Origin of the sequence: Microbispora rosea, from assembly GCF_044460045.1 — a bacterium.
GTDB classification, from domain to species: domain Bacteria; phylum Actinomycetota; class Actinomycetes; order Streptosporangiales; family Streptosporangiaceae; genus Microbispora; species Microbispora rosea.
Genome location: NZ_JBITJO010000001.1, coordinates 129,301 through 153,164, shown reverse-complemented (window position 1 = coordinate 153,164; position 23,864 = coordinate 129,301). Strand labels below are relative to the sequence as shown.

Annotated in this window: 25 protein-coding genes; 14 read left to right on the top strand and 11 right to left on the bottom strand. The window is 72.0% G+C overall.

Annotation, left to right across the window (positions count from 1 at the left end):
• The first annotated feature begins 135 nt into the window (after positions 1 to 135).
• A complete protein-coding gene (locus ACIBK1_RS00715) occupies positions 136 to 675 on the top strand; it encodes an RICIN domain-containing protein (RefSeq protein ID WP_396731290.1) in 540 nt (179 codons plus the stop codon).
• Positions 676 to 818: 143 nt separating this feature from the next.
• Here the strand turns inward: ACIBK1_RS00715 and ACIBK1_RS00710 are convergent, their stop codons facing one another.
• On the bottom strand, positions 819 to 1,202 hold the full coding sequence (locus tag ACIBK1_RS00710) for an STAS domain-containing protein (protein WP_083744886.1): 384 nt from the start codon (positions 1,200 to 1,202) through the stop codon (positions 819 to 821).
• A 109-nt stretch (positions 1,203 to 1,311) separates the two neighbouring features.
• Positions 1,312 to 2,388 carry a PP2C family protein-serine/threonine phosphatase gene (locus tag ACIBK1_RS00705; protein WP_396731285.1) on the bottom strand — a complete coding sequence of 359 codons (1,077 nt, stop codon included), beginning with the start codon at positions 2,386 to 2,388 and terminating at the stop codon, positions 1,312 to 1,314.
• 106 nt (positions 2,389 to 2,494) lie between these two features.
• On the opposite strand from ACIBK1_RS00705, the gene ACIBK1_RS00700 reads away from it, so the two are divergent.
• Positions 2,495 to 2,776, top strand: a complete 282-nt coding sequence (locus tag ACIBK1_RS00700) for a metal-sensitive transcriptional regulator (protein WP_030512322.1) — start codon at positions 2,495 to 2,497, stop codon at positions 2,774 to 2,776.
• 213 nt (positions 2,777 to 2,989) lie between these two features.
• Here the strand turns inward: ACIBK1_RS00700 and ACIBK1_RS00695 are convergent, their stop codons facing one another.
• Together ACIBK1_RS00695 and ACIBK1_RS00690 are read right to left on the bottom strand one after the other, a co-directional pair.
• Positions 2,990 to 3,151: a hypothetical protein gene (locus ACIBK1_RS00695; protein WP_167538777.1), complete on the bottom strand. Its 162-nt coding sequence runs from the start codon at positions 3,149 to 3,151 to the stop codon at positions 2,990 to 2,992.
• Positions 3,152 to 3,325: 174 nt separating this feature from the next.
• The gene (locus ACIBK1_RS00690) at positions 3,326 to 4,774 is read right to left on the bottom strand and encodes a hypothetical protein (RefSeq protein ID WP_197042971.1); all 1,449 of its coding nucleotides are present in this window, start codon (positions 4,772 to 4,774) and stop codon (positions 3,326 to 3,328) included.
• Positions 4,775 to 5,113: 339 nt separating this feature from the next.
• Between ACIBK1_RS00690 and ACIBK1_RS00685 the strand changes: the two genes are divergently transcribed.
• Positions 5,114 to 6,358, top strand: coding sequence for a mannosyltransferase family protein (locus tag ACIBK1_RS00685; RefSeq protein WP_357314748.1), 1,245 nt, complete (start codon positions 5,114 to 5,116; stop codon positions 6,356 to 6,358).
• Between the two features lie 86 nt (positions 6,359 to 6,444).
• The gene (locus tag ACIBK1_RS00680) at positions 6,445 to 7,362 is read left to right on the top strand and encodes an endonuclease/exonuclease/phosphatase family protein (RefSeq protein WP_396731280.1); all 918 of its coding nucleotides are present in this window, start codon (positions 6,445 to 6,447) and stop codon (positions 7,360 to 7,362) included.
• Here ACIBK1_RS00680 and ACIBK1_RS00675 read toward each other — a convergent pair.
• The gene (locus tag ACIBK1_RS00675) at positions 7,268 to 7,798 is read right to left on the bottom strand and encodes a gamma carbonic anhydrase family protein (protein WP_396731277.1); all 531 of its coding nucleotides are present in this window, start codon (positions 7,796 to 7,798) and stop codon (positions 7,268 to 7,270) included. The two genes, ACIBK1_RS00680 and ACIBK1_RS00675, sit on opposite strands and share 95 nt — an antisense overlap.
• 152 nt (positions 7,799 to 7,950) lie before the next feature.
• Here ACIBK1_RS00675 and ACIBK1_RS00670 point away from each other — a divergent pair, with 152 nt between their 5' ends.
• Complete coding sequence (locus tag ACIBK1_RS00670) at positions 7,951 to 9,072, top strand: hypothetical protein (protein WP_396731274.1); 1,122 nt, start codon at positions 7,951 to 7,953, stop codon at positions 9,070 to 9,072.
• 191 nt (positions 9,073 to 9,263) lie between these two features.
• On the opposite strand, the gene ACIBK1_RS00665 is transcribed toward ACIBK1_RS00670, so the two are convergent.
• Positions 9,264 to 10,415 carry an RNA-guided endonuclease InsQ/TnpB family protein gene (locus tag ACIBK1_RS00665; RefSeq protein ID WP_396731271.1) on the bottom strand — a complete coding sequence of 384 codons (1,152 nt, stop codon included), beginning with the start codon at positions 10,413 to 10,415 and terminating at the stop codon, positions 9,264 to 9,266.
• A 54-nt stretch (positions 10,416 to 10,469) separates the two neighbouring features.
• On the opposite strand from ACIBK1_RS00665, the gene ACIBK1_RS00660 reads away from it, so the two are divergent.
• On the top strand, positions 10,470 to 10,646 hold the full coding sequence (locus tag ACIBK1_RS00660; RefSeq protein WP_081904072.1) for a type II toxin-antitoxin system prevent-host-death family antitoxin: 177 nt from the start codon (positions 10,470 to 10,472) through the stop codon (positions 10,644 to 10,646).
• A gap of 136 nt (positions 10,647 to 10,782) precedes the next feature.
• Here ACIBK1_RS00660 and ACIBK1_RS00655 read toward each other — a convergent pair whose 3' ends face one another.
• Positions 10,783 to 10,995: a hypothetical protein gene (locus ACIBK1_RS00655; protein ID WP_030512525.1), complete on the bottom strand. Its 213-nt coding sequence runs from the start codon at positions 10,993 to 10,995 to the stop codon at positions 10,783 to 10,785.
• 115 nt (positions 10,996 to 11,110) lie between these two features.
• Positions 11,111 to 11,866, bottom strand: a complete 756-nt coding sequence (locus ACIBK1_RS00650) for a GntR family transcriptional regulator (protein ID WP_030512526.1) — start codon at positions 11,864 to 11,866, stop codon at positions 11,111 to 11,113.
• 262 nt (positions 11,867 to 12,128) lie between these two features.
• Between ACIBK1_RS00650 and kynU the strand changes: the two genes are divergently transcribed.
• Positions 12,129 to 13,367, top strand: coding sequence for a kynureninase (kynU, locus tag ACIBK1_RS00645; RefSeq protein ID WP_363526611.1), 1,239 nt, complete (start codon positions 12,129 to 12,131; stop codon positions 13,365 to 13,367).
• Between the two features lie 6 nt (positions 13,368 to 13,373).
• On the opposite strand, the gene ACIBK1_RS00640 is transcribed toward kynU, so the two are convergent.
• Positions 13,374 to 13,793 (bottom strand): ClpX C4-type zinc finger protein, encoded by a 420-nt coding sequence (locus ACIBK1_RS00640; RefSeq protein WP_159454903.1) that lies wholly within the window; start codon positions 13,791 to 13,793, stop codon positions 13,374 to 13,376.
• Between the two features lie 70 nt (positions 13,794 to 13,863).
• Between ACIBK1_RS00640 and ACIBK1_RS00635 the strand changes: the two genes are divergently transcribed.
• Positions 13,864 to 14,292, top strand: coding sequence for a TIGR03668 family PPOX class F420-dependent oxidoreductase (locus tag ACIBK1_RS00635; RefSeq protein WP_396733098.1), 429 nt, complete (start codon positions 13,864 to 13,866; stop codon positions 14,290 to 14,292).
• Between the two features lie 28 nt (positions 14,293 to 14,320).
• On the opposite strand, the gene ACIBK1_RS00630 is transcribed toward ACIBK1_RS00635, so the two are convergent.
• Positions 14,321 to 15,115, bottom strand: coding sequence for an isocitrate lyase/phosphoenolpyruvate mutase family protein (locus ACIBK1_RS00630; protein WP_396731266.1), 795 nt, complete (start codon positions 15,113 to 15,115; stop codon positions 14,321 to 14,323).
• 161 nt (positions 15,116 to 15,276) lie between these two features.
• Between ACIBK1_RS00630 and ACIBK1_RS00625 the strand changes: the two genes are divergently transcribed.
• The gene (locus ACIBK1_RS00625) at positions 15,277 to 15,924 is read left to right on the top strand and encodes a mycothiol-dependent nitroreductase Rv2466c family protein (RefSeq protein WP_357315158.1); all 648 of its coding nucleotides are present in this window, start codon (positions 15,277 to 15,279) and stop codon (positions 15,922 to 15,924) included.
• A gap of 10 nt (positions 15,925 to 15,934) precedes the next feature.
• Here the strand turns inward: ACIBK1_RS00625 and ACIBK1_RS00620 are convergent, their stop codons facing one another.
• Positions 15,935 to 16,873 carry a LysR family transcriptional regulator gene (locus ACIBK1_RS00620; RefSeq protein WP_030512532.1) on the bottom strand — a complete coding sequence of 313 codons (939 nt, stop codon included), beginning with the start codon at positions 16,871 to 16,873 and terminating at the stop codon, positions 15,935 to 15,937.
• 99 nt (positions 16,874 to 16,972) lie between these two features.
• On the opposite strand from ACIBK1_RS00620, the gene ACIBK1_RS00615 reads away from it, so the two are divergent.
• The 5 genes from ACIBK1_RS00615 to ACIBK1_RS00595 all read left to right on the top strand — a co-directional run.
• Positions 16,973 to 19,051 (top strand): FAD/NAD(P)-binding protein, encoded by a 2,079-nt coding sequence (locus tag ACIBK1_RS00615; RefSeq protein WP_051762906.1) that lies wholly within the window; start codon positions 16,973 to 16,975, stop codon positions 19,049 to 19,051.
• On the top strand, positions 19,048 to 20,439 hold the full coding sequence (gene pcaB / locus ACIBK1_RS00610; protein ID WP_396731262.1) for a 3-carboxy-cis,cis-muconate cycloisomerase: 1,392 nt from the start codon (positions 19,048 to 19,050) through the stop codon (positions 20,437 to 20,439). The genes ACIBK1_RS00615 and pcaB overlap by 4 nt, the downstream gene beginning before the upstream one ends.
• A 9-nt stretch (positions 20,440 to 20,448) precedes the next feature.
• On the top strand, positions 20,449 to 21,528 hold the full coding sequence (locus ACIBK1_RS00605; RefSeq protein WP_396731259.1) for a nitronate monooxygenase: 1,080 nt from the start codon (positions 20,449 to 20,451) through the stop codon (positions 21,526 to 21,528).
• Positions 21,529 to 21,768: 240 nt separating this feature from the next.
• Positions 21,769 to 22,953 carry an ROK family transcriptional regulator gene (locus tag ACIBK1_RS00600; RefSeq protein WP_030512536.1) on the top strand — a complete coding sequence of 395 codons (1,185 nt, stop codon included), beginning with the start codon at positions 21,769 to 21,771 and terminating at the stop codon, positions 22,951 to 22,953.
• 236 nt (positions 22,954 to 23,189) lie between these two features.
• Positions 23,190 to 23,864: discoidin domain-containing protein (locus ACIBK1_RS00595; RefSeq protein WP_396731256.1), on the top strand; the 675-nt coding region annotated here is incomplete at its 3' end.

Here is a 23,864-nt window from a genome sequence, read left to right as displayed (position 1 = left end):
GACCACCGCGGCGGGCTCAGGCCCGAACGGGCCCCGGAGCCGCCAAGAAACCGAGATCCCACAAATGAGTAGGCCCTGCTCATGAGGAATCCGCCCGTCACACCCACTCTGGATCACATGAAAGGGGAAAAAATCATGCCCTTCGCGAAAATCCGCCGTGCCCTTGCCGTCGCCTCGACCGCGATCGCCGGCCTCGCTCTCACCGGAACCGGTGTCGCCCACGCCAAAACCACCTACTACGAGATCGTCGCCGAGCACAGCGGCAGATGCTTGGACGTTCAAGACGCCAGTCGCGCCCATGGCGCCAACGTCCTGCAGGCGTACTGCGTGAATGGATACAACCAGCAGTGGGCTCTCGTGCCTACCGACAGCGGCTACTTCAAGCTCGTCGCCCGGCACAGCGGCAAGTGCCTGGACGTACAGGACGCCAGCCGCTTCCACGGCGCCAACGTCCTGCAGGCGACCTGCTGGTCCCCGGGTTACAACCAGCAGTGGAAGATGCGGACGATGGGGGGACCGAAATGGCGCGGCACCGGCACCCCCTTCGAGCTGATCGCCCGGCACAGCGGCCTGTGCTTGGACGTGCAGGACGCCAGTCGCGCCCACGGCGCCAACGTCCTGCAGGCGATCTGCAAGGGCCGCCCCAACCAGATCTGGCGTCTCCGAACCCCGTAAGCGTCAGTTCTCGGGCCGCCGATACTGTGGCGCCGGTTCCCCATCAGGACAGATCCACAGGCCGCAGGCCTCCGAGAGGCGGTCTCATCGTCACCATGGTGACGCCATGCGGGGCGTGTGCAATGGGCGGGGGCGGGCTGGGGTCAGTCGCCGGGCTTGTTGAGGTACGCGATGGCGGCGACGACGGAGTCGTGGATCGGCAGCTCCGTGTCGAGGCCGGTGATCCTGAGCATCCGGGCGAAACGCCCGTGGGCGCCGCTCAGCGCCAGGCGCCCGCCGGCCGCCCTGACGGCGTTCAGGGCTCCCATGAGGACGCTCAGCCCGGTCGAGTCGCAGAACTTGAGCCCTTCGGCGTCGACCACGATCAGGGGCGGTGTGCACAGCCCGACCGCCTCGGCCAGGCAGGTGCGCAGTGAGGCGGCGGAGCCCAGATCCAGGTCGCCGAACATCCGGATGACGACGACGTCCTCGTCCAGAACGGTGAGCATGGAGAAGATGCCGGGCTGTCCGTGCCTTTCCGGTTCCACTGCGCTCGCCTCTGCTCACCTGGCCCTGCCGTCGGGCCGTCGCCTCACGGCCCGCCGGAGCTGCTGTGCGTCAATGATTGCACATGGCAAAGAATGCCGGGGCCGACCGTCAGGGTCGTTCCCTGCGGACGAGCAGCATGGCGGCGTCGTCCGGGACGGGCCCGCCGACGTGCTCGACCAGGTCGCGTTTCAGCAGGTCGAGAGCGTCCTGCGGATCGCCGGTCCGCAGCAGGGAAGGCGCCCGGTCCTCCAGAGGATAGAAGTCTCCGCCCTGGTCGCGCGCCTCGCACACGCCGTCGGTGTAGAAGAGGATCTCGTCGCCCTCGTGGAACGCGCATCCGTACGGCTCGGGGCCCGCGGGGGCGAGCGCGACCAGGCCGAGCGGCGGCGCCTCCTGGCGCGGTTCGAGCGGCTGGACCCGGCCGTCGCGGCCGAGCAGCAGAGGCGGCGGGTGGCCGTAGTTGAGCAGTGAGATCTCGTGCTCGCGCACCTCCGCGAGCACGGCGGTGACGAACTTCTCCCCGCCCAGCCGCTGCGCGAGGTGGTCCTCCAGACGCCGGCCGACATCGGTGAGCGCCGGTGCGTCGTAGGCGGCCTCCCGGAAGGCGCCGACCACCGATGCCGCCGTCTCCACCGCGTCCAGCCCCTTGCCCTGCACGTCGCCGACGATCAGCCGGACGCCGCCGGGCCCTCTGGCGATGTCGTACAGGTCCCCGCCGATGCGGGCGTCCTGTGTGGCGGAGGTGTAGGACAGGGCGATGCGCAGGTCGCCCGCGCGGTGGGGCACGGGGTGGAGCAGCAGGCGCTGGGCCGCCTCGGCGACCAGGCGGGCGTCCGCCAGCCTGCGCTCGCCCTCGGCCCGGAGCCGGCACGCCAGCATGGCGGCCGCGGTGACCCCGACGATCGCGACCAGTGTCACGGTGATCCGCGGATGGGTGAGCAGGTGGTCGTGGTAGGCCAGTGGCGCGGACAGGAGGAGCGCGACCAGCCCGGCCAGCGCCGTGTGGCGCACTCCGCCCGTCACCGTGGCCAGCGCGGGCCCGAGGGTCAGCAACGGCAGCAGGCCCAGGGACGGCCCGACGAGCAGGTCGAGCACCACCACCGCCGCCATGGCGGCGAACGGCAGCGTACGAAGGACAGCCTGGGTTCCCATCCGCGACTCCGGGGTCGCCTCGAACCGGTTCATGGATGCATTCCCGCGACCGCCCGCCCTACCCCCGTACGCGACCGCCCGGCCTACCCGCCGTATCGGGGCGGCGACGCTCGATACCGGTTCTGGGTATCGTTGAAGGATGCACGGGTACAGCGGGGACAAGCAGGCGTACCTCACCCGGCTGCGCCGGATCGAGGGACAGATCCGGGGGCTGCAGCGGATGGTGGACGAGGATGCCTACTGCATCGACATCCTCACCCAGGTCTCGGCGGCCACCCGCGCACTCCAGGCGGTGGCGCTCGGGCTGCTGGAGGACCACATCGCCCACTGCGTCGCCGATGCCGTCAAGAGCGGAGGCCCGGAGGCGGACGAGAAGGTGAAGGAGGCCTCGGCGGCCATCGCCCGGCTCGTCAGGTCGTGACTCGGGCCTGCCAGGTCCCGCCTGCCAGGTCGTGATCCCGGCTCGTCACCGCCGGTTCGTCACTGCGGCTCGTCACCGTCTGTTCGTGACGATGCGTTCGTCAGGACCTGTTCGCAACGGCCGATCGCCCGTCCCGCCGGCCGCACGGATCATTCCGGTTGAGCAACCGTCCCGGGCCCACCAGATGCCCGGGACGGTCCGTGCTCAATGCCTTCAGCGGCTCGCCGAAGTCCGCAATCCGAGCGCGTTGTCGAGCTCTTCCAAGGTCAGTCGGTTCTCCGTGATGTTCACGGCCTCCAGCACCTCGGCGTAGAGCGCGATTTCGTCCAACGCGACACGGTCGTGGACCCGAGAGTCCAGGTCGTCGTGCCCCACCGCGTCGTCCTTCCTTCCGCAGCCCACACCCATCACGAGGTTACGTCCGGGTACCCTGCCGCGACATGGCCCATCGTGACCATTCCGACCCGCACCCCTCGTCCCTTCGGGACCATTTCCCCGATACCGAGATCACAATTCGATGAAAAAGACGGTGATGGGGGGAAGGTATTGCTAAAGCGGAGGTAACGACGAAATATCCGAATTGGAGGTTTCGAACAGCCAGCCGCCCGACTCGTCCAGGTCGGGCTTGCGCCGCTCCGCCGCCTCCTGCGGACGCGGGTCGTCCCGCTGGTGGATCAGGCACTTCACGACCGCGGAGCATACCGCGAAGCCCTCGGACGGCGCGGGCGTGCCGGTCAGGGCGCACCAGGCGAGTCCGGCCGCGTACGCGGAGCCGAGCAGGGCGGCGGCCGTCTCCCGATCGGGCGGGACCAGCCCCGGCGGCAGCTCGCCGCCGGCCGGCCAGCAGCCTCGGAGCGGATGGGCGGGCTCGGCGAGCGCGAGGTAGAGAGCCTGCCGGAGCTCGTCGTCCATCCACGGATAGAGCGCGGTGACCACCTGCGCGGTGCGCGAGCTGCCCGGCGCGGCCCAGGCGGGCTCCGACACGCCGCACACGCCCGCCACGTCGGCGGCGAGCAGCGCGGCCGCCACGGCTCGCGGATCCATCCCGCGTGCGGCCGTGTAGCCCAGGGCCTCGACCAGGTCGTACAGGGTGTGCCGGAAGTGCTCGCCCGGCGCCCATTCGGGGAGCGTGGCCGGGACGAGGTGCGGCGGGCAGCGCGACAGCCAGGCCTGCCGTACGGCGCCGCCGGGCATGGCGTGCTGGTCCAGCCAGGGGCTGCCGAGCAGCGGCTCGGCCATCGCGATCAGCGCGTCGGCGCGCGGGCGGAACCGGGGGTCGGCGCGCAGCACGGTGGCGGTCTCGGCCATCAGTCCGGCCAGCCGCAGGCCCGCCTCCCGCGCGCCGGAGCGCATCCGCTCGGCGTAGAGGGCCACGAGCGCGTCGAGTGAGCCCATCGGCAGCCAGCGCACCCAGTCGTCCCCGGGCAGCGGCCTGGCCAGGAACTCGCCGAACATCGACAGCATGACCTCGTTGCCGTCGAAGGCGGGCGCGTAGGCGCACCACATGATCGTGCCCCATACGGCGGCCACCGTCGCGGCCACGTCGCGGGCGAAGACCTGCTGGTAGACGCTGCCGGCGAGGGGGAAGTCCTCCCGGCGCAGCCCGCGGTGGGCGAGCAGCAGCGCGCGGAGCCGTTCGGTGATCTCGTGCGGGACGTCCGGGCCGACGAACCCCTGGGTGGACCCGCGGTCGTACGCGAAGTCGGGGCCTGCGGGGATCAGCGCGGGCGGGATCGGCACGCCCGGCGGACTCGGCCGCGCGCCGGAGCGGACGGCCGGATGCAGCGGGGGAGCCGACAGGTGCCAGCGGCCGTCGACGCGGTCGAGGCGATACCAGCGGGCGTGCGCGCCGAACAGCCACCGGGCGCCGTCGGGAGTGACCAGAGCCCGCTGGGCCAGGGTGTGCGCCCGGGTGACCGGGGGAAGCAGCGCCCACCGGGGGTCGCCGACGACGGCGCGCACGTCGCGCTCCATCGTCGTGAACCCGTCCCAGTACACGCGGCAGTGTCCTCCGTCCTCGGAGAGGACGGCTTCTCGCTGATCCCGGATGAGGCAGCCGGAGCAGGCGGCGGCCGGGCCCTCGACCGATGCCCTCCGGGGCACACGATGCCGGGACGAACTCCGGCGGTCCCCTCGCTGGATCCGATGGTAGCTCGCCGGTCCGGGAGGCGGCGGGAGCGCGTGGGGTGGAGGAGCGGTGCGGCGGAGCCCGTCGTGAAAGTTTCAGGCCCCACGATGGGCTGAGCAGCACATTTGCGTATTTCTCCGGGTTGTGGGGTATCTCGGCGAGGTCCGGCCACTTGGCATGGGCTCCCGTGGCGTATTCCATAGGTGCTCGTGACGGAGATCCAGGAGGCCGGAGCCGCCCGTGAGCGGGACGCGGACGAGGCATCGGAGAAGATGGCGCCCGTGGACACCTCTGGCGGCGCGGCGACCGGCGAGCAGACGGGGCCGCATTCGCGCAGGGAACGCTGGGCGGTGTGGTGGCTCAGCCGGTCGTCCGACCGCACGGCTCTGCTCATCTGGTTCTTCTGGCAGGTCGCGTCGTACATCTATCTGATCCTCGCGGCGCCGGGCCGTACGGAGGACGCGATCCTCGACCGGTTCAACCGGTATGACTCCTACAACTTCATGGACATCGCGAAGTACGGCTACGACGGCCGGCCGGAGGACCAGGACTCGCCGCGGCTCGTCGCGTTCTTCCCCGGCCTGCCGCTGCTGCTGCGCGTCGTGCACCTGGTCATCCCGGACCTGCGGCTCGCCCTCGTCCTGATCTCGCTCGTCGCGAGCGCCGTCGTGGCGGTGGCGCTGTCGCGGCTGAGCGAGTCCTACCGGGAGGGCAGCGGCCCCTGGGCTGTGCTGGCGTTCTTCCTCAGCCCGTTCGCGGTGTTCCTGCTCGCCGGTTACACGGAGGGGCTGTTCCTCGCGCTGGCCATCCCCGCGTGGCTGCTGGCCCGGCGGGGCCGGTGGGAGTCCGCCGCCGTGTGCGCCGCCTTCGCGTCGTCCATCCGCATCTCCGGGCTCTTCCTCGCCCTCGGCCTGGTCGTGCAGTTCCTCGTCTCGCGCGACGGCCTGCGTGCCCCGAGGGGATGGCGGAAGGCGCCGTGGCTGGTGCTGCCAGGTGTGCCGGTGCTGGCCTACATGATCTACCTGTGGAACCGCACGGGTGACCTGATGGCCTGGAAGTCGGCGGAGGCACAGTACTGGGGCCGCTATCCCGAGTTGCCCTGGAACGTGTTCATCGACACCTGGCACAGGTCGCTCAACGAGCCCATCCTGGCGACGTCGTACCGCGAGGAGATCCTCTCGGCGATCGTGCTGGTCCTGCTGATCATCGCGCGGCTGGTGCGGCGCAACTGGCCCGACGTCGCCTACCTGGCGCCGCAGGCGGTGGCGCTGCTGGCGATGTCGTCGTTCTACATGTCGGTGGGCCGGGCGTCGCTGCTGTGGTGGCCGCTCTACATCTCGGTCGGCGTCGTCGGCAGCCGAAGGCCCTGGGTCATGATGGCCTACCTCGCGGTGGCCGCGCCCATCTGGGCAATCAATGTCGGAAATTTCACCACAGGCGCCTGGGTGGGTTGATCCACCTCTGACTAGCTTCTCCATGTATGGGGGCATTTGTCGCAGGAGTGGCGGTTGTTGCGGTTGTGGTAGCCGGTCTTCCATCGGTGGCCGACACCTATCGGGTGAACGTCCTCACCTACAACGTCTGCGCGGCGGGCAACAGCGCCGGCACCTGCGTACGCGACCTCACCCCTGAACGCCGCAGGACCTGGGCCGGTCAGGTCTCCGAGCTGATCCGGTCGAGGGACGTGGACGTCGCCTCGTTCACCGAGATGTGCTACGCCCAGGTGGGCCTGCTCCGGCGTGAGCTGCCCGGCTATCGGCTGGTCTGGTACGGCTACGCGAAGGGCGGCGGGCCGGGCCGCGAGGACCGGTGCCGCACGTTGTGGAGCGACCTCACCCCGGACACCGTCCCGCCGGACGGCAAGACCTTCGGGGTGGCGCTCGCGCTGAAGAACGGCGCCGAGGGCCCGCCGCTGCGGCGGCTGCTGCACGCCGACCACGCCCCGGCGACACCGGACGAGAAGATCCACCCCCGCGGCCTGCTGTGCGCCCCCGGCCGGGTCGGCCCGCGCCCCTCGGTCTGCTGCGTGACCCACATCTCCGACACCGAGACCCCGCGACAGGTCACCGGACTGGTGTCGGCGTACGCCGGGAACGCCCCGGTGATCCTCACCGGAGACTTCAACCGCGAGCCCGGCCACGACCAGCTGACCGAGGTGTACGGCATGGGCCTCGGCGAGGGCGGCTACACCGAGGTCGACGCCGAGACCTGCGGGATCGCGCGCCGGGGCGGCGAGCCCACCACGCGCGGCGGCCGGAAGATCGACTACATCTTCGCGACCGAGGCCGACTACCGTCCGGGCGGGGCCGAGATCGTCAGAACGGACCCGGAGCTGTCGGACCACCTGGCGCTGGTCGGGACGCTCATCGGGACCGAACCGAGGCCGCGGCGTGACGGTGGGCCTTGGCGAGGTAGTTGTCCGGCGTACGCGCGAAGGAGGCGCGGTCGTCGTCGGTGAGCTCGCGGACGACCTTCCCCGGCACGCCCGCGACCAGCACGCCCGCCGGGATGCGGCGGCCGGGCGGCACGACGGCCCCGGCCGCGATCAGGGACCCGGCCCCGACGACCGCCCCGCCGAGCACGACCGCCCCGATGCCCACGAGCGCGCCGGTCTCGACGTGCGCGCCGTGCACCATCGCCCGGTGGCCGAGACTCACCCGGTCTTCCAGGACCGCGGGCTCACCGGGGTCGGCGTGCAGGCAGCACAGGTCCTGGATGTTGACCTCGTCGCCGACCTCGATGCGTTCGTCGTCGCCGCGCAGCACCGAGCCGTACCAGACGTTCGCGCCGCGTCCGAGCCGCACCCTCCCGACGACCACCGCCCCCGGGGCCACCCATGCCTCGGGGTGGATGATCGGTGTGGCGTCGTCGTCCAGGTCGGCGATGTACGGCATGGGCCCATGATCCCACGGGCCCCCGCGCCTGGCCCGGCCCGGCATCGCGTTTCGCCGGCCGCTCGGGCGTTCAGGTTGCGATGTGCGACGGATAGCAGGAAAGTCGTGTCCTGGCTGCGTTACCGTCGTTATCTCCAACCCCAGGGTTTCTCATGACGAATCAGACCGACAACTTCCCCGACCTGATGAGTGACGACTCCTTCGAAGTCGTGATGCGTGGCTACAGCCGCAGGCAGGTCCACGACTACATGATCCGGACCCGCAACCAGATCCGGGACCTGGAGGAACGGCTCGCCCGCACGATCGACCAGGCGGAGCAGAGCCGCCTGGAGCTGGCCGAGGCGCGGCGGAGGATGACGGATTCACCGCAGAACCCCGACGAGCTGGGGGAGCGGCTGAGTCAGATACTCAAGCTGGCGCAGGAGGAGGCGGCGGCCAACAAGGAGGCGTCCGAGGCCGAGGCCAGGAGACTGCGCGAGACCTCGGCGGCCGAGGCCGAGCGGCTCGTGACGTCGGCGCGTGAGCAGGCCGACGCGATCAGGGGCGCCGCCCAGGAGGAGGCCGAGCGTCGCGTCGCCGACGCCACCGCCACGTCGGAGCGGCTGCTCGCGCAGGCGGGCGCGGACGCGGAGGAGACGCTGGGCACGGCCCGTGCGGAGGCGGAGGAGACCCTGCGCTCCGCTCGCGCGGAAGGGGAGCGGCAGCTCACCGCCGCCCGCATGGAGGCGGAGCGGCTGCTCGTCGAGGCGCGCGGGCAGGCCGAGGCCATGCTGGCGGCGGCGCAGCAGCGGGTGAACGCGCTGGACGAGCACACCGGCCGCCGGGTGGCCTACCTCACCGACACCCACACGGAGGTCGTGCGCCGGCTCAACGAGATCGGCTCTGTGCTCGGCGACCTGATGCACCGCGAGACCGCGGCCGGCCCGCTGATCGACGAGGCCGCCGTGCTTCCGCCCCCGCCGCAGGTGCACGCCATCGCCGCGGGCGCGTCCGACCAGCGACACGACCAGTCGCACGAGCAGTCGCACCGGCCGGTCGAGGACCCGCGGCAGGCCCTGGAGGCCGGGCCGTCCGGGCAGCAGGCGCATGACGCCGACGATCAGGGGCGGATGGACGGCGACGAGGACGACGCGGTCCTGATCGTGGACGACGGACGCCACGAGGACGGGCATGAGAACGGGCACGACGTGACGTCGTCGCCCGAGGACACCGACGTCAACCTCGGCCGGGTGCGGCGTGCCATGCCGGACGGTCAGTCGGTCGCCGGCAAGTGAGCCGGCATGCGAGCCGGCCAGTGAGCGGGCCTGCGAGCCGGCCAGTGAGCGGGCATGCGAGCCCGTTCCGGCCGGCGCGCGACGCATGTGAGGACTGTTGACGCGCTCCCCAGTCTGAAGGCTGGGGATTCAGCCCGTGCCGCGCGTGCGGCGCCTCTGTGGCTTCCTGTTTCATCGGGTCCTGCCCTCCGCTAAGCGGCGGGTCTTACGGTCCCTCCGCAGGCGTTTAGCCTGTCCGCCCGTCCGGCGGCCAGGATGTTCTTCGCCGCGTTGACGTCCCGGTCGTGGACCGCACCACACGGGCACTCCCACGACCGGACGTTCAGCGGCATCTTCTCTTGCAGCGCCCCGCACTGTGAGCAGAGCTTGGAGGAGGGGAACCACCGGTCGATCCTGGCGAAGTGGCGGCCGTACCGGGCCGCCTTGTACTCCAGCATGCCGACGAAGGATGACCAGCCCGCATCGTGAACGGACTTCGCGAGGCGGGTACGGCCGAGGCCGGAGGCGGCAAGATCCTCCACGTACACCGCTTGGTTATCGCGGATCAACGCGGTGGAGAGCTTGTGTGCCCAGTCACGGCGCGCGTCGGCCACCCTGGCATGTGCCTTGGCGACCTTTACGACGGCCTTCTTGCGGTTGTTCGACCCCGTGGCCTTCCGGCTGAGATCCTGCTGCGCCTTGCGTAGACGCCGCTCGGCACGGCGGAGGAAACGCGGATTGTCCACCTTCCGACCGTCCGACAGCACCGCGAAGTGCGTGAGACCGAGGTCGATCCCGATCTCCGGCGTCACTTTGGGAAACGGCTCGCCTGCCGTCTCGACCACAAAGGATGCGAAGTACCGCCCGGCGGCGTCCTTGACCACCGTGACCGACGACGGTTCGGCGGGCAGGTCCCGTGACCAGCGGACGTTCACGTCCCCGATCTTCGGCAGGCGCAGCTTCCCACCGGGGGTGACGGAGAACCGGGCGTTCTTCGTGAAGCGAATCGCCTGCCGGTTGTCCCTCTTGGATCGGAAACGGGGTGGGGCGACCTTCGGCCCCTTCCGCTTCCCCGCCATTGAGTTGAAGAAGTTCCGGTAGGCGGTGTTCAGATCCGCCAGCGCCTGTTGCAGCACCACGGCGGAGACCTCGCCCAGCCAGGAGCGTTCCGTGGTCCTCTTCGCCTCGGTGATGACCCGCTTGGACAACTCCCCGTCGGAGATGTACGGCATGCCTTGTTCCCGAGCGTCCTGCCGTGCGCGCAGCCCGTCGTTGAACACCACCCGCGCGCACCCGAACGCCCGTGCCAGCGCTTGACGCTGACCCGGCGTCGGGTAGAGGCGGAAGTTGTACCTGAGCTGCACGGATCAAATTGTACGCCCATGTACATACAAGCGCATCCATGTACGCTGCCCCGTATGGAGTCGGAAGAGATGAGCGTCGCCGACGCACGCAGGCTGTTCGCAGACGTCCTCAATGACGCCGCTGTCCGAGGCCGCATCACCTACATCACCAACCGGGGGCGCAGAATCGCCGCCATCGTGCCGGTACCGGTGGCGGAAGCTGCCGAACTCGTGCAGGGCGAACATGGCTGACACTGCGGGTTAGAGCACGCTCGGGCCTTGACGGCCCTCCCGCACGGGCCTTCACCCTCGGCCTGAAGGCCGGAGCACTGGCCCCCATCCTGGTAGCGGAAGCCCCCGCCCCCGATCGGGTCGGGGGCTTCCGCGCTCATGGATCGGCGGCGCGTGCCTCCTGTTCGCGCAGCAGCTCACGCAGTCCGTCGGGCTCGTCAGCGTCGATGGTCATCGCGCATCCCGCCGCCCGCTGCGCCGAGCTGAGCGGGTGGTGCCGGGTCGCCCACCACCGGCCCGCGTCGCTCCGCCAGATCGTCCACTCCGGAAACTCCCGGGCGATCTCGGCGAGGCGTCGGTCCAAGGACATCCGTACACCCTCCCTCGCCGTATGCCCGGGTGCTCTTGACCTGTCCACCTCAAGGTGCGGGACATCTCTAGAGAAATCAATGATCGGGATGGTCAGGTCAACGTTGCCTCTTGACCTAGGCGTCGAAGTCGTATTGGAGTACATACGACGCCGCGTCCAGGATCATCTCGTTGACCTCGACCGGCACGCCCCCTTCCGCGAAGGCGACCCGGGTGACGGAGATCACCGGCGTGCCGGCCGGAAGGCTCAGCGACTCGGCCTCCCCGGGCAGGGGCATCCGGGCCCGCACCTCCTCGCTGAAGTGGACGGGGGCCCGGCCGAGCTCGCCCAGCCGGGCGTACACCCCGCCCGGGCCCGTGTCGGGCAGGACGACCGCCGTGCCCTCCACGAGGTCGGCGGGAAAGCAGGAGGCCGCGAGCTGCACCGGGCGGCCGTCCACCGAGTAGCGGCGGCGGCGCACCCACACCTCGCCGGTGCCGAGCACGCGGGCGACCTGCTCGCTCGCCGGCTCGCGCAGGATGGTCACCTCGTCCACGACGTACGACCGGCCCCGGGTGTCGGAGTCCCAGATGGCCAGGCCCTGGGCCCACTGCTCCCGGGAGAGCCGGCGGGACCCGTGGCGGCGGATGGGGCGGAACAGTCGCACATAGACGCCCGATCCCCGCTTCGGCACGGCGAGTCCTTCGTTGATGAGCACGGCGAGAGCCTGCCGAGCCGTGGCCCGTGCGACGCCGTGCTCCTTCATGAGCGCGTTCTCGCCCGGTAGCCGGTCGCCGTCACCGAGTGCTCCGGACAGGATCTGGTCGCGCAGCCTGTCGGCTATACGGCGATAGATCGGGGACTCGTGATGCACCGACGGGGATTCCGTCACGTTTGATCACCCTCTGTCACCAACGGGGGTTTGGCGTCTCCAGAGAACTTGCCCCGTCTTGTCCACGATCGCACAGAGTCTTGGGTGCGTCTTGTGCTTACTTTTGGCTGATCGTGCCGGTGTGGCGATCTCTGGGGGTTATAGCCGTCCGCATCCGTGGAACGGTCCCTTCCGGTATTGCCGATGCCGGGAACGCTCCGTCATCACGACTACGACAAGATCGGATATTTCGGTACATAATGCGGTGACGAAGGAGTTGCCGATGGTACTCAGCCGGGCCGAATGCCAGGACCTCGACGCCAAGGACCCGCTCCGGGAGTTCCGGGACGAGTTCTCGCTGCCCACCGGGGTCGTCTACCTGCTGGGCAACTCGCTCGGCGCGCTACCGCGGCGTACGCCGGAGCGGGTGGCTCACACGGTCGAGACCGAGTGGGGGGTGCATCTCGGGGCGAGCTGGAACACGGCCGGCTGGTGGGACATGCCCCAGAGCACCGGCGACCGCATCGCGCCCCTCATCGGCGCGCGCCCCGGCGAGGTGCTGGCGGGCGACTCCACCTCGGTGAACATCTTCAAGGTGGTCACGGCCGCCCTCCCACTGCGGCCCGGCCGCCGCGTGATCGTCTCCGACCTCGACAACTTCCCCACCGACCGGTACGTCGTGGAGGGCGCCGCCCGGGCGCTCGGCGCGTACGAGATCCGGGACGTCGGCGAGGCCGGCCCTTCGCTGGAGGACGCCCTCGGCGACGACGTCGCGCTCGTGCTGCTGTCGCACGTGGACTACCGGACCGGTGCGGCCAGGGACATGGCGGCGGTGACGGAGCTGGTCCGGGCGGCCGGCGCGCTCATGGTCTGGGACCTGTGCCACAGTGCCGGGGCGCTGCCCGTACGGGTGGGCGAGGCGGACTTCGCCGTCGGCTGCACCTACAAGTACCTGAACGGCGGGCCCGGCGCCCCCGCCTACCTGTACGTCGCGCCGCGCCACCAGGACGCCGTCCAGAACGTGCTGTCGGGCTGGCACGGCCACGCCGCGCCCTTCGACTTCGAATCTCACTACCGCCCCGCGCCCGGTGTGCGGCGTTTCGCCACGGGCAGCCCGCCGATCCTGTCGTACGCCGCGCTCAACGCGTCCCTCGACATCTGGGAGCGGGTGGACCTGGACGAGGTCAGAGCCAAGAGCGTGGCCCTGACCTCGCTGTTCATCGACCTGCTCGACGAGCTCGGCGGCCCCGGGCTCGGGCTCGTCCTGGCCTCCCCGCGCGACCCGGAGCGGCGGGGAAGCCAGGTCAGCTACCGTCACCCGCACGGCTACCCCGTGGTGCGCGCGCTCGCCGACCGGGGGGTGGTGGGGGACTACCGCGAGCCGGACTTCGTCCGTTTCGGCTTCGCCCCGCTGTATCTGCGCCACGTCGACGTGTACGACGCGGCGACGGCGCTGGCCGAGGTGCTCCGCGAGGAGCTGTGGCGGGACGAGCGCTACGCGCGGCGGCTCACGGTCACCTGAGGCGCGTCAGCGGCCGCGGCGGGCCAGCCCGGCGACGATGTCTCCGGCCAGTGCCACGCAGCGGTCGCAGATGCGCCCGCCCTCGCCGTGGACCATGTGCACGCGCGGACCTGGCGGCCTGCGGCAGAAGGAGCAGGCCGCGTCGCGCTTCATGCGGCGGTTGACCAGGTGCCGGTGGGCGAAGGCGGGCGTGAAGCGCCTGCGCGGGCTTCGCCTGACGTATCCGAACCGCTCACCGATGGCGGTCCAGGACGCGCCGGCCTCACGGGCCCGGCACACCGCGAGGTCGAGCAGGGCGTCCACCTCGCCGCCCGCTTCGCCGGACAGGTCCCGGCACAGGGCGATCGCGGCGGACAGGATTTCCAGAGGGTTTTCGGGGTCGGATGCGCGCGAGCGGGCTCGCTCGAGTAACTCAGATGCCTCCATGGCGGACACCATAGGCCGCCGTACAAAGACGATCAAGCGCGGCCGCGACGCGTAGGCTGGCCTGGTGAGGATGCCCGAGGAGCGGGCCCGGGAGCTGTTCTCGGCGGCCCGCGTGGCCCGCCTCGCGACCGCCGGGGCCGAGGGCGCGCCGCGGCTCGTCCCGGTCACGTTCGCCCTGCTGCGGGACGGTGGGAAAGGCACCGTGGTGACGGCCGTGGACCACAAGCCGAAGGCCACGACCGATCTGCGACGGCTGCGCGACATCCGCGACGATCCCCGCGTCTGCCTGCTGGCCGACCACTACGAGGACGACTGGGAACGGCTGTGGTGGGTGCGCGCCGACGGGCACGCCCGCGTCGTGGAGGGCGGCGACGAGCGCGAGCGGGCCGTGGCGTGGCTGGCGCGCAAGTACGCCCAGTATCGCGAACGGCCCCCGTCCGGGCCCGCGATCCTCGTCCGGGTCGAGCGCTGGTCGGGCTGGTCGTACGGCGAGCCGTAGGCCGGTGGGCGTGGCCCTGCGGATGTGGTCAGGCGGGCGGGAAGGGGTCGTCTCCCCGGGCGATCGCGTCCAGAATGCGGGCTGTGAACGCCTGAGCCGCGCGGTGGATGCCGGGACCGAAGCTGACCCTGGCCACGCCGAGGGCCGCGAGGTCGCGGATGGCCGGCACACCGGGCCGGAACAGCACGTTGATCGGGCCGCCCATCTCCTTGGCGAGCTGGCCGATCACTTCGGGATCGCCCGCGAAGATCGGGTAGACGCAGTCGGCGCCGGCCGCGAGATAGCGGCCGCCCCGGTCGAGCGACTCCGCGAGCCTCTCGCCGGGAGTCCCAGAACCGTGGATGAAGGTGTCCACGCGGGCGTTGATCACGAGGCCGGTCCCGGCCTCGTCCGCCGCCGCCCGCACGGCGGCCACGAAGTCCGCCTGCTCAGCGGGGTCGATCATCGCCCCGGTCGCCGGGTCGGAGTCCTCCAGGTTGCAGCCCACGGCGCCCGCGGCGGCGAGCCGCTCGACGAGTTCGGCGGGCTCCAGGCCGTAGCCGCGCTCCACGTCGGCGGTCACGGGGACCGCGACGGCCTGGGAGATGCGGGCCACGGCCGCGAACATCTCGTCCGCAGGCGTGTCGTGCCCGTCTTCGTAGCCCAGGACGGCGGCGACGGCCGCGCTGCCGGTGGCGACGGCGGAGAACCCGGCCGCCTCGACGGCACGCGCCGACGCGGCGTCCCAGGCGTTGGGCAGCACGACGGGGTCGCCGGGCACGTGGAGCGCCCGCAGGGCCGCCGCCTTCTCGTGGATCGCGGGCTTTTCGTGGAACTCGGTCACGAGGACACCCTAGAGAGCCCTCCGGGGGAGAACGCCAGCGGCTGCCCGGAATTGAGGGGAAACAGGTCCTGATTCAAGGGGTCGAGTGCGGTGTCGTGGCCTTGCTCACATTGGATACGCTCGCGAAACCGGCCCCCGACCCCGTTCGTCAGGAGAGTTTCATGAGCGACATCGACAGCGCCGCCGACCAGGCCGGAGCGGACAGCCGTCCCCGCGTGGACTTCTACTTCGACCCCGTCTGCCCGTTCGCCTGGGTCACGTCCCGGTGGATCCTGGAGGTCGAGAAGCAGCGCGACATCGACCTGCGGTTCCGGGTGATGAGTCTCTCCGTGCTGAACGAGGGCAAGGAGGACCTGTCCGACTTCTATCGCGAGGCGGTGCCCAGGTGGCGGGGTCCGGTCCGGGTGTGCGTCGCAGCCGCCCAGCACCACGGTGAGGGCGTGCTGCGCGACCTGTACACCGCGATGGGCACCCGCATCCACAACCAGGACAACAAGGACTACGGGGTTGTGGCCAAGGAGGCGCTCGCCGAGGTCGGGCTGCCGCTCGAACTGGCCGACGCCGCCGGCACCGACGAGTACGACGAGGCCCTGCGCCGCATGCACCACGAGGGCATGGACCCGGTCGGCGACGAGGTGGGCACGCCCACGATCCACATCGACGGCGTGGCGTTCTTCGGCCCGGTGATGACCCGCATCCCGCGCGGCGAGGAGGCGGTCGGCATCTTCGACGGCGCCGTCGCCATGGCGAAGTTCCCGTACTTCTACGAGATGAAGCGCAGCCGCACCACCGACCCGGAATTCGACTGACCGGCGCCCCTCACCTCGGCGGCTCCTCCTGGGGCCGCCGGGGCGCCGCCTTGCCGGTGTTCCTGAACAGCGAACGCATGGTCGCCAGCGCGGGAGACCTGTCGTCGGACCGCCAGGCCAGGCTGATCGTCCGGTGCAGGCCCGGCGGGGCGAGCCGCCGTACGCTGAGGGGGTTTTCGGCCAGGTCGGCGACGGTTCTCGGCACGAGGGCGAGGCCCATGCCCCCGCTGGCGAGGGCGCAGGACATGCCGTAGTTGCCCGTCTCGTACGCCACGACGGGCGGCGCCAGCCCCTCGCGGCGGAACAACGCCTCAAGGGCCTCCCGGTTGGCCAGCCCGCGCGAGCCGCTGATCAGCGGCCGCCCGGCGAGCTCAGGCCACGGCAGCGGCTCGGCCGGATCGGTGAGCGCGTGCCCGGGGGCGGCCACCAGCACCAGCTCCTCCACCAGCAGCGCCTCGACGGCGACCCCGGAGGGCAGCGCCGGGGCGGGCTGATGTTCGTAGGTGTGCGTGAGCACGAGATCCGCCTCGCCGGAGGCCACCGCGGGCAGCCCTGACGGCGGTTCGTACTCCCTCACATTCACCTCCACGGCGGGGTGAGCCCGCCGGAACGCGGCGAGGACCGGCGGTAACAGGTGGATGCCGGCGGTTGTGAACGTGCCGACCGTGATGTGCCCGCCGGACAGGCCGGCGAGCGCGGCCAGGCCGTGCCGGGCCCGTTCCAGCTCGTCGAGCACCCGCCGGGCGTGTTCCACCAGCAGTTCGCCCGCCGCCGTGAGCGTGGCTCCGCGGCGGTGCCGGATCACGAGTGCGGCGCCCGCCTCCCGCTCCAGCTTGGCGATCTGCTGCGACAGCGCGGGCGGCGTGTAGCCGAGGCGGGCGGCCGCCCGGGTGATCGAACCGGCCTCGGCGACTGCCACCAGCGCCGCCAGGCGTGTCACGTCGTGCATGAAGCAATGCTTAACACCGCCTCGCCAAATGTGACATACCTCACGAAGGCTCCGCTCCCGCATCCTCATCTCACGACCCGAAGGGAACTGGAGGAGCGGATGAGTACAACGCGATCGACCCGGCCGTTCGAGGTGTGCGTGATCGGAGCGGGGCCGCGCGGTATGTCGGTGATCGAGCGGCTGTGCGCCAACGCGCGTCGGCTGCCGCCGCGGGCACGCGTCCTGCTGCACGTGGTGGATCCGTACCCGCCGGGAGCCGGACAGGTGTGGCGCACCGACCAGCCGGGTCAGCTGCTCATGAACACCGTCGCCTCGCAGGTCACGCTCTTCACCGACCCCAGCGTCGACATCCGGGGGCCGCTGGAGACGGGCCCCAGCCTGTACGAGTGGGCGCGGCACCTGGTGCTCTTCGCGGACGGCGTGCTCTCCCCTGACGGCGAGCTCTCTCCGGACGGCGCGCTGCTCCCGGACGGCGTCTCCGAGGACATGCTCGCCGAGGCGCGGCGGCTCGGGCCCGACACCTATCCCACCCGCGCCTTCTACGGCCGCTACCTGCGCTGGGTGTTCGAGCGGGTGGTCGCGCGGGCGCCCCGGCAGGTGGAGGTGCGGGTGCACGCCGGCCGGGCGACCGCGCTCGACGACGTGCCCGGCACCGGCGCGCAGCGGGTGGTGCTGGAGGACGGCACCGTGCTCGGCTCGCTCGACGCGGTGGTCCTGGCGCAGGGGCACCTGCCGGTCGAGCCCACGGACGCCGAGCGGGAGGCCGCCGCGTACGCCGCCGCACACGGCCTGGTCCACGTGCCGCCCGCCAACCCCGCCGACGCCGACCTGAGCACCGACATGAGCAGGGTGCGGCCGGGGGAGGCGGTGCTGCTGCGCGGCCTCGGGCTCAACTTCTTCGACCACATGGCCCTGCTGACGCTCGGGCGCGGCGGCCGGTTCGAACGGGGTGAGGCGGGCCGCCTCGTCTACCGGCCCTCCGGCCGGGAGCCCCGCCTGTACGCGGGATCGCGCCGGGGCATCCCCTACCAGTCCAGGGGCGAGAACGAGAAGGGGGTCGAGGGCAGGCACGAGCCGCTGCTGCTCACGCCGGGCAGGATCGCGTCGCTGGCCGCGCGCTCGGCCGCCCGCGGCGGGCTCGACTTCCGCGCCGACCTGTGGCCGCTGATCGCCAAGGAGGTGGAGACCGTCTACTACGCCACGCTGCTGGCGCAGCGGGAGTGCGAGTGCGTCGCCGGCCGCTTCCGCGCCGCCTACCTCGCCCATCCTTGGGGCGATTCCGGGGAGGCCCTGGTGCTCGACGCCTTCGGCATCGGCCCGGCGGTGCGGTGGGACTGGGAGCGCGCGGCCGAGCCCTACCGGGGGATCGGCTTCGCCGGCCCTGACGACTGGCGCGAGTGGCTCACCGCCTACCTGCGCACCGACCTGGCGCAGGCCCGCGCGGGCAACGTCAGCGGGCCGATGAAGGCCGCCCTCGACGTGCTGCGCGACCTGCGCAACGAGGTCAGGCAGGTGGTCGACCACGGCGGGCTCACCGGGCGCTCGCACCGCGACGACCTCGACCGGTGGTACACGCCGCTCAACGCGTTCCTGTCCATCGGGCCGCCGGCCGAGCGGGTGGAGCAGATGATCGCGCTCATCGAGGCGGGTGTGCTCACCGTCATCGGCCCCGGCATGCGGGTGCACGCCCGCGACGGCGCCTTCGAGGCCGAGTCGGCCGCCGTGCCGGGCTCCGCCGTACGGGCCAGGGTGCTCGTCGAGGCCCGGCTGCCCGAGATCGACCTGCGGCGCACGGCCGACCCGCTGCTGCGCCACCTGCTCAGGACCGGCCAGTGCCGGGCGTACGTGATCGGCGGGCGGCGTGGCGACGCCGGCCACGAGACGGGCGGTCTCGCGGTGACCCGCCGGCCCTACCGGCTGCTGGACGCGGACGGCCGGGCCCACCCGCGGCGGTTCGCCTACGGCGTGCCCACCGAGTCGGTCCACTGGGTGACGGCCGCAGGGGTGCGGCCGGGGGTGAACTCCGTGATCCTGGGCGACTCCGACGCCATCGCCCGCAGCGTGCTCGCGCTGACGCCCGCGCGGGCCCTCGCGAGCCGCCGCCGTGTCGTTCGCGTGGTCGCCGGGCCCCGTACGGCTCTCGCCGCCTCCGGCGCGACCGGGGCGGGTGTGCGATGAACGACCTGGGCGGTGACCTCGATCTGGGCCTGCTGTCCCCGGTCCGGGTGGGTTCGGCGGCGGAGCGGGCGACCGGCGACGGCGCGTGGCTGCGCGCGATGCTCGACGCGGAGGCCGCTCTGGTCCGCGCGCAGGCCCGGCTGGGGGTCGTCCCCATGGAGGCCGCGGAGACGATCGGCAAGGTGGCGGAGGCGGGCGGCCTCGACCTGGCGGCCCTGGCCCTGCGTGCCCGGGAGGCGGCCAACCCCGTCGTGGCGCTGGTTGAGGACCTGACGGCCGCCGTGGCGGTGGTGGACCCGGCAGCCGCCGAATACGTGCACCGCGGCTCGACGAGCCAGGACATCATGGACACGGCCGCCATGCTGGTGGCCGTCAGGGCCCTCGATCTGATCACCGCCGACCTGGACCGGGCCGCGACCGCGATCGCGGGGCTCGCGGCGCGGCACCGCGACACGCTGATGCCGGGCCGCACGCTGACCCAGCAGGCGGTGCCCACCACGTTCGGCCTGAAGGCGGCCGGGTGGCTGCACGCCGTACGCGAGGCCGCGGTCCGGCTGCGCCGGGTGCGCGCGGAGCTGCCCGCCGAGCTCGGCGGCGCGGCCGGCACGCTGGCGGGCTACGTGGAGTACGCGCGGATCGCGGGGGTACCCGACCCGGAGTCGTACCCGGAGCGGCTGATCGCCGCGTTCGCCGCGGAGGTGGGCCTGTCCGAGCCGGTGGCGCCCTGGCACGTCCTGCGGATTCCGATCGCCGACCTCGCCGGGGCGCTGGCCCTCACCTCGGGGGTGCTCGGGAAGATCGCGGTGGACGTGCAGTCGCTGTCGCGCACCGAGGTGGCCGAGGTGGTGGAGCCGGCCGCCCCCGGCCGGGGCGTGTCGTCGGCGATGCCCCACAAGCGCAACCCGGTCCTCGCGACCCTCGTCCGGTCGGCGGCGATCCAGGTGCCCGCGCTCGCCGCGAGTCTCCACCAGTGCCTGCTCGCCGAGGACGAACGGCCCGCGGGCGCCTGGCACGCCGAGTGGCAGCCGCTGCGCGAGTGCCTGCGGCTGGTCGGCGGGGCCGCCGCCGTGACGGCCGAACTGGCCGAGGGACTGGTCGCGTTCCCCGAGCGCATGCGGGCCAACCTGGCGCTCACCGGCAGCCTGACCGTCACGGAACGGGCGGCGGCCGTGCTCGCGCCGGTCCTGGGGAAGGGGGCCGCCAAGCGGCTGCTCGGGGAGGCGTCCGCGGCCGCCGCGGCGTCCGGGCGCCCTGTGGCCGAGGTGCTGGAGGAACTCCTGCCCGTGCCCGAAGGGCTGGACCTGGCCCGGCTGTTCGACCCCGCCGATTACACGGGGGCCGCGGGTGCGCTCGTCGACCGCGTTCTACGCTGCTGTTCAGACGAGTGAGGAGGTCCCGTGACCGGTCGCGTCCTTCCCTTCGGGCCGTCGAGTCCGATCATCCAGGCGCCCATGGCGGGCGGCGGATCCACTCCGGCTCTGGCGGCGGCGGTGTCCGGGGCCGGCGGCCTCGGGTTCCTCGCCGCGGGTTATCGCACGGCGGAGGACGTGCGCCGGGAGATCGCCGCGGTGCGCGAGCGGACGGACCGGCCGTTCGGAGTGAACGTCTTCGTCCCCGATTTCGCGGCCGCACGGCGGGAGCCGGGTGACGACGCGGCACTGGCCCGCTATCGCGACGAGCTCGTCCCCGAGGCCGAGCGGTACGGCGTGACGCTGCCGGAGGCCCCCGCGTGGGACGACGACGGGTGGGACGCCAAGATCGACATGCTGGTGGACGAACGGGTGCCGGTGGCCGGGTTCACCTTCGGCTGCCCGCCGGCCGAGGTGACGGCCCGACTCCACGACGCCGGAACCGTGATCGTGGTCATGGTGAACACCCCGTGGGAGGCGGTCGCGGCGGAAGAGGCCGGCGCCGACGCGGTGGTGGTCCAAGGCACAGGAGCGGGCGGGCACCAAACGGCCTTCCTGGCCCCGCCGCCGGCCTGGCCGAGCTCCTGGAAGGCGCCCGACGACCTGCCGGAACTCGTGGGCCTCGTGCGGGAGGCGACCGACGTGCCGCTCGTCGCAGCCGGGGGAATCATGGACGGCGCGGACGTCGCCGCCGTCCTCGCCGCGGGCGCGGTCGCCGCGCAACTGGGCACGGCGTTCCTGCGCACCCCGGAGAGCGGCGTGCACCCCGTGCACAAGGCCGCCCTCGCCGATCCCCGCTTCAGCCGCACCGCGTTCACCCGGGCCTTCTCGGGACGTACGGCGCGCGGCCTGGCCAACCGGTTCATGGCGGAGCACGAGGCGTCGGCGCCCGCGTACTACCCCCAGGTGCACCACCTGACGAAGGGGCTGCGCCGGGCGGCGGCGGAGCACGGCGACCCCGAGGCGATGGCCCTGTGGTGCGGCCGCGGCTACCGCCGCTGCCGCGACCTGCCCGCCGCCGCTCTCGTCGACACCCTCATGAAGGAACTCGCGACCGCCCGCGTCTGACCACGACGCCGCTTCAGCGAGAAACGACCCGCGCCTGCACCCCCGGCAGGTCGTCGAAGGCCGCGGACGACTCCATCGTGGGCCGAGGTTGGTTCAGGACCTGGAAGAAGGGTGGGGACGACACCGCGTCGTAATGGACGGGTAACCGGAAGATGGCACGGTGAAGAGGCCGGAGGAGGGCGGAGGTGCTTGTTTTCGCCTCTGAACTAAGATGACCCTGTCGCGACGGGGAGGGTGGTCATGGCGAGGCCTCAGCGCAGGACGGTTCGGGACATCCGCAGAGGCAACCGGGCCGTGTTGCTGCGCGCGCTCTACTTCTCCGGCCCGACCAGCCGCAACGACCTCACCGCGCGCACCGGTCTGAGCGCCGCCACGGTCAGCACGATGACCGCCGACCTGCTGGGCGAGAACATCGTCGTCGAGGCGGGCCAGGTGGAGTCCGACGGCGGGCGGCCCCGCGTGCTGCTGCGCGTCAACCCCGAGTACGGCTTCGCGGTCGGCGTCGACGTGGCGGAGACGCACGTCAGGGTCGGGTTGTTCGATCTGGAGATGACCGAGCGGGCCAAGGTGGACTACATGCTGCGGCCGGCCCGCCACGACCCCGAGCTGATCGCCCGGCACATCCTCGCGGGGGTCGAGGTCGTGCTGTCGGACGCCGGGGTGTCCCCCGAGCAGGTGCTCGGCATCGGCGTGGGGGTGCCCGGCATCGTCGAACCGGGGGCCGACGGCGTCATCCACGCCACGACCTTCGGCTGGGACGGCGTTCCGCTTGGAGCGCTCCTGCGCCGCGGGACTTCGCTCCCGCTGTACGTGGACAACGGCGCCAAGACGATGGGCCAGGCCGAGCTGTGGTTCGGCTCGGGCCGGGGCGCCTCGGAGGCGGTCATCGTGCTGCTTGGCGTGGGGGTGGGCGCGACCATCGTGGCCGACGGCACCACGTTCCGCGGGGTCAGCAGCAGCGCCGGGGAGTGGGGCCACACGAAGATCGTGGCGAACGGGCGGCCCTGCCGCTGCGGCGGACGCGGCTGCCTGGAGGCGTACATCGGGATCGAGGCCATCCTCGACCGGGCGGGCGTCACCTCGCGGGGCGACTGGGAGGAGGACCTCGCGGGCGTGCTGGCCTCGAAGTCCCCGGTGGTCGAGGAGACCGTCACCTACCTGGGCGTGGGCCTGGCCAACCTGGTCAACCTGGTGAATCCCGAGAAGATCGTGATCGGCGGCTGGGTGGGGGTCCAGCTCGGCGAGAGTCTGCTGCCCGACATCCGCCGTGCCACCGCGGCCAACTCGCTGGCCGAGCCGTACGCCGCGACGTCGATCGTCCTGGGCCGTCTCGGTCCCGACGCGGTCGCGCTGGGGGCCGCCACGCTCGTCCTGGAGGAGTTCCTGAACGCGCCGCAGGTGGCGAGGATCACCGCCGCCGGCTGATCGCCGAGGGAGATCCCGGCGGGCGGCGGATCGGTGGGCCCCCGCGGAGTGGTGAATCCATCGATAGGAGAGCGCTCTCCCGGAGACTAACATCCATCGGGGCGCCGCAGTCAAGACATAATTCTGATCGTGAAATAAGCCTTGACATAAGCGGACCGGGGGCGCACGCTCATGCCGCTGGACCTCTCTCATCCCCCGAACCCTCGCCCGAGGGGCTCCGCACCGAGGAGACGTACATGCCTCCATCCTCCCCGCCTCACCCCGCGTACGGACGACCGCGCGGACGGCGCAGACGCTCCGGCGTGGTCGCCGCCGCGCTCGTCGCGCTGTCGACCTTCGCGGCCGTGGCCGGCGTCGTCCCCACCACCTACAGCGCCGCGGCGGCGGCCTGCGGCACCGCCAATGTCGCGCAGGGCAGGCCGTCGTCGGCCTCCTCGGCGGAGAACGCCGCGTCTCCGGCGTCGGCGGCCTTCGACGGCAACACCGGCACGCGGTGGTCGAGCGCGTTCAGCGACCCGCAGTGGATCCAGGTGGATCTGGGCAGCTCGCAGCAGGTCTGCAAGGTGGTCCTGAACTGGGAGACCGCTCGCGCGCAGACCTTCAAGATCCAGGTGTCGCCGGACGGGTCGTCGTGGTCGGACGCGACCGCCACGGTGACCGGCGTGGCCGGGACGCAGTCGCTCGACGTGTCGGCGACCGGCCGCTATGTCCGGATGTACGGACTGACCAGGGCCACGGCGTACGGCTACTCGCTCTGGGAGTTCGCCGTCAACACGGCGTCGGGTGGCGGCGGGACCACCTGCGGCTCCGCGAACGTCGCGCAGGGCAGGCCGTCGTCGGCCTCCTCGGCGGAGAACGCCGCGTCTCCGGCGTCGGCGGCCTTCGACGGCAACACCGGCACGCGGTGGTCG

Bases quoted from the DNA above. Each gene is read 5' to 3' on its own strand.
- ACIBK1_RS00715 (WP_396731290.1), top strand. From the start codon at position 136: ATGCCCTTCGCGAAAATCCGCCGTGCCCTTGCCGTCGCCTCGACCGCG.
- ACIBK1_RS00705 (WP_396731285.1), bottom strand. From the start codon at position 2,388: ATGAACCGGTTCGAGGCGACCCCGGAGTCGCGGATGGGAACCCAGGCT.
- ACIBK1_RS00700 (WP_030512322.1), top strand. From the start codon at position 2,495: ATGCACGGGTACAGCGGGGACAAGCAGGCGTACCTCACCCGGCTGCGC.
- ACIBK1_RS00675 (WP_396731277.1), bottom strand. From the start codon at position 7,798: ATGCCGTACATCGCCGACCTGGACGACGACGCCACACCGATCATCCAC.
- ACIBK1_RS00670 (WP_396731274.1), top strand. From the start codon at position 7,951: ATGACGAATCAGACCGACAACTTCCCCGACCTGATGAGTGACGACTCC.
- ACIBK1_RS00660 (WP_081904072.1), top strand. From the start codon at position 10,470: ATGGAGTCGGAAGAGATGAGCGTCGCCGACGCACGCAGGCTGTTCGCA.
- ACIBK1_RS00655 (WP_030512525.1), bottom strand. From the start codon at position 10,995: ATGTCCTTGGACCGACGCCTCGCCGAGATCGCCCGGGAGTTTCCGGAG.
- kynU (WP_363526611.1), top strand. From the start codon at position 12,129: ATGGTACTCAGCCGGGCCGAATGCCAGGACCTCGACGCCAAGGACCCG.
- ACIBK1_RS00640 (WP_159454903.1), bottom strand. From the start codon at position 13,793: ATGGAGGCATCTGAGTTACTCGAGCGAGCCCGCTCGCGCGCATCCGAC.
- ACIBK1_RS00635 (WP_396733098.1), top strand. From the start codon at position 13,864: ATGCCCGAGGAGCGGGCCCGGGAGCTGTTCTCGGCGGCCCGCGTGGCC.
- ACIBK1_RS00625 (WP_357315158.1), top strand. From the start codon at position 15,277: ATGAGCGACATCGACAGCGCCGCCGACCAGGCCGGAGCGGACAGCCGT.
- ACIBK1_RS00620 (WP_030512532.1), bottom strand. From the start codon at position 16,873: ATGCACGACGTGACACGCCTGGCGGCGCTGGTGGCAGTCGCCGAGGCC.
- ACIBK1_RS00615 (WP_051762906.1), top strand. From the start codon at position 16,973: ATGAGTACAACGCGATCGACCCGGCCGTTCGAGGTGTGCGTGATCGGA.
- pcaB (WP_396731262.1), top strand. From the start codon at position 19,048: ATGAACGACCTGGGCGGTGACCTCGATCTGGGCCTGCTGTCCCCGGTC.
- ACIBK1_RS00600 (WP_030512536.1), top strand. From the start codon at position 21,769: ATGGCGAGGCCTCAGCGCAGGACGGTTCGGGACATCCGCAGAGGCAAC.